5 protein-coding genes are annotated in these 4,883 nt (G+C 66.4%); 4 read left to right on the top strand and 1 reads right to left on the bottom strand.

Annotated elements, in window-relative coordinates:
• Positions 1-749: 749 nt before the first annotated feature.
• The 4 genes from INE98_RS03490 to INE98_RS03475 all read left to right on the top strand — a co-directional run bounded on the left by INE98_RS03490 (position 750) and on the right by INE98_RS03475 (position 3,988).
• Positions 750-1,553, top strand: a complete 804-nt coding sequence (locus INE98_RS03490) for a hypothetical protein (RefSeq protein ID WP_293536613.1) — start codon at positions 750-752, stop codon at positions 1,551-1,553.
• A complete protein-coding gene (locus tag INE98_RS03485) occupies positions 1,550-1,990 on the top strand; it encodes a hypothetical protein (protein ID WP_293536611.1) in 441 nt (146 codons plus the stop codon). Before INE98_RS03490 ends, INE98_RS03485 begins: the two co-directional genes overlap by 4 nt.
• Positions 1,991-2,055: 65 nt before the next feature.
• Positions 2,056-3,015, top strand: a complete 960-nt coding sequence (locus INE98_RS03480) for an FAD-dependent oxidoreductase (RefSeq protein WP_293536609.1) — start codon at positions 2,056-2,058, stop codon at positions 3,013-3,015.
• Between the two features lie 73 nt (positions 3,016-3,088).
• Positions 3,089-3,988, top strand: coding sequence for a TauD/TfdA family dioxygenase (locus INE98_RS03475; RefSeq protein WP_293536607.1), 900 nt, complete (start codon positions 3,089-3,091; stop codon positions 3,986-3,988).
• Here INE98_RS03475 and INE98_RS03470 read toward each other — a convergent pair.
• Positions 3,985-4,883 (bottom strand): hypothetical protein (locus INE98_RS03470; RefSeq protein ID WP_293536606.1); only part of this gene is annotated, 899 nt, incomplete at its 5' end. The two genes, INE98_RS03475 and INE98_RS03470, sit on opposite strands and share 4 nt — an antisense overlap.

Genomic DNA, 4,883 nt, shown 5'->3' with positions numbered 1-4,883 from the left:
TTCCGATCTTCGGCATAGCCGCGTTCGGAGAGCGCGCGGTCAAGCGCCGGATGACTGGCGGGAAAAGGCATGGGGGGCGCCTATAGCACGCCCGGAGCGGAAGGCTTGCGGAAAGGTGGGGGCGTCGGGTCCAGATGGCCAATTGAGTCTCTCGGAGGAGAGGGGCGGCCAGCGTCGATCCCGGATCGGAGGCGCAACACGAAAATGTTCTTTTTTTGTTCTTTCCCAGATCCAGGCGCCGTGAGAGACTCCTCGTCCGAGACCCAGGAAAGAGAGGAGCCATGGCGCAGACGCAGAGGCAGACGGACAGCCCTGAGGGGGAGCCCATAGGGGACTTCATGGCCCGAAGGATGCGGGAGGTCACAGGGTTTCGGGGCGGGTTTCGTGACATGGCCCCTCTCCTTGTAAGGGCCTTGATCCCGGGCCCAGCGGGCGCCCTGGCCGGAGCCGTACTCAGCGCGCGCCGACGTGCGGAAGCGACGCGGGATCGATCCCGCGTGCAGGAGGCCCCAGCTGTCCGAGGACCTGCTGGGCCGGTCGCTCCAGTCCGGTCCGTTACGAGGGTTGCGCCTGCGTCTGGGGTCACGCCGACGACCACCACAAACGCAGCCGCGGACCGGATTGAGGCCTGGCTTGACCAGAGCCGGGAAGCCAAGTCGATCGCAGGTTACCTTGTCAGACGAGGCGCTCTGGCGCCGGGGGTCGCACGCGGGGCCTCGCGATTTGTCGGGGATGCGATCGACGGGGCCGTGTTCGGCGCCCGTTTGCTGAATCCCATCGACCTCTCTCTTCACCCGGACGGTGAAGCCGCATGGAATGATGTCCTGCGGGTCGCAGGCGCAGGCGTCGGGCTCGCCAAGGACGCCGCCTCCGACCCGTCAGCGACATGGTCGCGTTTGAAGACAGAACTGCGGGACTGGGGTGACGACCTTGCAGTGAAAGTCTTGCCGGAAGCGACGCCAGTCGCGGAGACATTCAGAGGCGAGATGGACCGGCAGTTCGGTATTGGACTGAACCAGGGGGAACTGCTTTTCGACGCAGGCTCCGTCCTGGCGGGCGGAGTCGGCGCCAAGGGACTGTCCGGCATGGGCAAGTCGGCGCGTGGGCTCAAGACCGTCGAGCATTATGTGGCCCGGGGCGTACCCCCATCGACCGCAGCCTATTTCGTCCAACCTTACACGGGGATGGGCCATCACTACCTGCCGAGGCGGACCCGCCTGCCGGAGTTGCTCGGCGGCGGCCCAATCCCTCCGGCGATCAGCGACAGTCCCTTCTTCCTCCTGAAGCCCGACGGCATACAGATAGGGGACATGTACGAACTGCACTATCGGGTCGATCCCAGCTACTACGGCGGAAGTGTCCCGCAGCGTTTCGGGAATGTCCGGAGCTGGAGCGGCAGGAAGCTCGGCTGGGAGAAGGAGGGCGCCCTCGGGCGTGTCTGGTACGGCGCTCCTGAACCCCTCAAGATTACGGCCGGAGGAACCCTCGCGACAGGCGTCGTAGGCCTGGGAGCCTGGGTAGATGAACACGATGGCGAGGAGAAAAGGCGATGATAATCAAGCCATGGGCGGAGTTCGACTCGACCCTTCCGAACGATCAGATCGACAGCGAGGATGAGATGGACATCCTCCAGTATCCGGGGAAGCTCCTCTCGGAGACCTTGGCCGAAATTCTCAAGGGGCTGGGATGCGAGGTCCTTGATTTGATCTGCCTTCACGAACGCGGATGGGAGCTGATCTTCAAGGGCGGACCGAAGGGCAGAACCCTGTTCCTCATCCGCGTCACCCAGATCGACAAGTACCTGATCGGCCTTCGCCAGGCGCGATGGATCCGGACCACCTTCGCCCCGCGGCATCCGGACCTGCTCTCGATGTTGTCGAGACTTGCCGACGCCCTGGCGGCGGACGACCGGTTCATCGACGTGCGGTGGTTCGCCCCAGAGGAGATCCACAGCGGGATCCCCGGCGCCCTTCGCCCCATCGAGACCTGAGTCCCTGGCGCCCGGGCCTCGACAGAGGTTGACCTGACCCGGGGTTACCGGAGCAGTCTAGGCCGATGATCCAGTCCCTCGACCGCATCGCCATCATCGGGACCGGCCTCTCGGGCCTGGCCTGCGCCCGCAGCCTCCAGCGCGAAGGATGCAAGGTTCAACTCTTTGACAAGGCCCGGGGGCCTGGCGGGCGGATGTCGACCCGACGGGTGGAGACGCCCATGGGAACCGTAGGTTTCGACCATGGCGCCCAGTACTTCACGGCCCGCGGAGATAGTTTCCGCGCTGAAGTCGCCCGCTGGGTGTCGGAAGGCCTCGCCGCGCCCTGGCTGGCGGCCGGTTCGGAGGCCTGGGTCGGGGTCCCGGGCATGAACGCCCCGGTAAAGGCCCTCGCTGAGGGCCATTCCGTGGCCTGGAACACGGTCGTGGAGGCCCTGACCCATGATGGAGAGGGCTGGCGGCTGAAGACCCCGCAAGGTCTGTCGGGTCCGTTCGAGGCTGTCGTCCTGGCCCTGCCGGCCGAGCAGGCCGCGGCCCTGCTCGCGGGGCATGACGCCGACCTTGCAGCGCGCGCCGCCGCCTCCCGCACCGATCCCTGCTGGACGGTCATGGCCGCCTTTTCCCAACGGCTGCCCATTTCCTCCGATACCCTCGACGAACAGGCGGTCCTGGGATGGGCGGCGCGCAATAGCGCCAAGCCCGGGCGCCAGGAGGTGGAGGCCTGGGTGCTGCAGGCCACCCCCGCATGGTCGAGGGAGCACCTTGAAGACGCGCCGGACACGGTCATGGAGGCCCTGCTCGCAGCACTGGCGGAAAGGGCCGGAGCGGCCCTGCCCCCTCCTCTCCTCGTCCACGCCCACCGCTGGCGATACGCCCGTTCCGCCGTCGGAACTGATACGGCGCTCTGGTCGGAGGAGAAGCGCCTGGGCTGCTGCGGCGACTGGCTGGCCGGACCGCGGGTCGAGTGCGCCTGGGACTCGGGCGAGGCCCTGGCCCGGCTGATCATCAACGCGCGGGGGGAATGACAGGTCTGCTGGCCCTGGGTTAGGCTCTTCCCAATGACCCGCCCCCATCCAAGAGGGCGGACGGAGGAAGCCCATGAACGCCCCCGCCCTGACCAAGCACGTCCCCATCCAGGACACCCGGCGCACCCGCTACGGGTCCTTTGAAGTCACCCCGATCTCGCCGCACATCGGGGGCGAGATCCGCGGGCTGGACCTGTCCCTTCCCCTGGCCCCGGAGGTCCTTTCGGATATCCGGGAGGCCTGGGCGGACTGGCTGGTGCTCGTCTTCCGCGACCAGAGGCTGGACCGCGAGGCGCACAAGGCCTTCAGCCGCCACTTCGGCCGCCTCCATGTCCATCCCATGCACCATGGACGGCCTGACCAGGACCCCGAGATCCTGACCGTGAAGACCACCGCCCAGTCGCCCTACACCGCGGGCGAGGCCTGGCACACGGACGTCAGCTGCGACCCCGTCCCGCCCCTGGCCTCCCTGCTCTACATCACCCAGACGCCGGAGTGCGGCGGCGGCGACACCCTGTTCGCCAACATGTACATGGCCTTCGAGATGCTCTCGCCGGCCATGCAGGGCTTCCTTCAGGGGATGTGGGCGGTCCACGACGGCGCCCTGCCCTATGTCGGCAACTACAAGTCGGCTCCGCCGGAGGGCGGCTATCCCCGCACCCGCCATCCCGTGGTGACCCTTCATCCGGATACGGGACGCAAGGTGCTCAACGTCAATTCAGGCTTCACGACGCACATCGAAGGCCTGCACCGCTGGGAGAGCCGCGCCCTGCTAGACATGTGCTTCGGCCTGCTGCAGCGCGAGCCCAAGCTGCACTGCCGCGTGCGGTGGGAGCCCAACACCCTGACCCTTTGGGACAACCGCTGTACCCAGCACCATTCGGTCTGGGACTATTTTCCCTTCTCCCGCTACGGCGAGCGCGTCTCAGTGCTGGGCGAGGCGGCGCCCGGCCCGGCGGTCCCGACAGCCTAGGCGCCGCGCAAAGGCTGGGACGGAACCATATCCTCGGGCCGCCAGTCGTTCAGCATACCCACGAGTCTGCGTCCATCGAGGTCCACCCGGACGATGTTGCCGCGCCAGACCCTATTGAAGACAGGAACCTCGTAGGCGGCGACTCGTGAGGCGACCCCTTTCAAGAGTCTTCCATCGTCCAGAAGGACGCTGAATGCACGTTCGTGAGCCGGTGGATCGGGGCGGAAATCCTTGACGGCGTGGACACGCCCATCCACCTCATAGTCGCCATAGCGTCGTGCCAACGAAGCGTTGGCGATGAACGAGGCGCCGGGGCTCCACATCATCGCGTAGGTGAACGGCGCATCGAACCGTGGGGAGGTCTGGGTCTGCTCATGGGCCTTAGCCGGACCGGAAAGACTGGCCAGACGCCCGCCCACTGACAGGCCGATTTCCGCCCGCCCCGTCCACTCCGATCGTCCGGCGGGCGTATTCTTTTTGCGGCTTGTAGGCCGGAACACCGCTTCGACCCGCACAGGAGTGCGTCCGGAGCCATCGGGCCCATGGCCACCTAGCCGGCTGGGCACGTCGGCGATCAGCTCAATCCGGTCTAGCCGATCCACAGGCCCATGGCGGACGAAGTCCAGACCTGCACTGAGACTGGCATAGTCGCCTTGGTCGGCAGTCCCGACATTCCGAACGGTTGAACATGGCAGCCGTCGCTCGGTGAAAGCGTAGAGGCGTCCCTCGAAGAGCACATGACACCAGACCCAGGTGACATTCTTATCGGGATACCTCGACACGCGAATGCTGACGCCGTTCCGGACCTCCGGGTCGAAGTGAAGCAACATCAGGGACTCGCTCCAGGTTTCCTCGCCCGGAATGACATTCCCGAACTGTGGACCCGCGCCTAGTC

Origin of the sequence: Phenylobacterium sp., from assembly GCF_020253645.1 — a bacterium.
GTDB lineage: Bacteria > Pseudomonadota > Alphaproteobacteria > Caulobacterales > Caulobacteraceae > Phenylobacterium.
This window is presented reverse-complemented; position numbering and strand designations above follow the sequence as displayed.